This is a genomic window from Chromobacterium aquaticum (genome assembly GCF_021129195.1).
GTDB classification, from domain to species: Bacteria; Pseudomonadota; Gammaproteobacteria; order Burkholderiales; family Chromobacteriaceae; genus Chromobacterium; species Chromobacterium aquaticum.
The window spans coordinates 1-784 of the sequence record NZ_JAJOHW010000309.1 but is presented as its reverse complement, the minus strand read 5'-3'; the positions used below and the strand labels follow the sequence as shown (position 1 = coordinate 784).

Genomic DNA, 784 nt, shown 5'->3' with positions numbered 1-784 from the left:
CCTCGGCGGCGTCCGCCGCGCCAGGCGCCGTGCCCGCGCGGGCCAGTTCCTCGCGCACCGCCTCCGCGCTGTCCAGCGGCAGGCCCGAGGCCGCGCTGATCCACAACAAGGACGGCGCGACGGCGCGCTCCGCGCGGCGCTGCCGCGCATCCTCAAGACTCAGCGCGCCCGCCGCGAAGGCCGCGGCGAACACCCCGCTCCCCGTCGCGCACACGCTGGCCGGCACGACGCCGCTCGCCTGCCACAGCTGCACGCGGGCCAATACCGCGTCCAGATCCTCGGCGCCGCCGAAGGCGAAGCTCAGCTCCGGCGCGCGCGCCGGCACTTCCGCCGCGATCGTCTCCGCGCTCGGCTCGCCGGCGGCGAAGGCGCGCAGCGCGGCGATCAAGGCCTCGCGGGATTCGGCGCGGAACGCCGCGCGCTGCTCCCAATGCCGCCGCCCTAGCGCCGCCGTCAGGCAAACGTCTTCTATCCTCAGCTCGGGATGGCCGTCGAGAAAGTCCGCGTAGTCCGCGCACAGCGCGGGCAAGGCCTCGCCGCGCGCCGACAGCAGCAAGAGCGGCGCGACGTCCGGCGTGCGCGGCGCGCGCGGCGGCGCCGCTTCTATGATCACGTGGGCATTGGTGCCGCCGATGCCGAAGGAGCTGACGCCGGCGCGCCGCTGCGGCGCGTCCCAAGGCGCGGTTTCCGTCGGCAGGTAGAAGCCGGCGTCGCCGCGCAGCGCGTCTATCGCGCGTTCCGCGCCGACGGCGGCCGGAATCCGCCCATGCGCCACCGCCAGCGC

The 784-nt window shown here is 76.3% G+C and carries 1 protein-coding gene; it reads right to left on the bottom strand.

The features are described 5' to 3' along the window. The coding region (locus LQT98_RS23980; protein WP_331282599.1) for a CurL C-terminal domain-containing protein at positions 1-784 on the bottom strand (784 nt) is incomplete at both ends.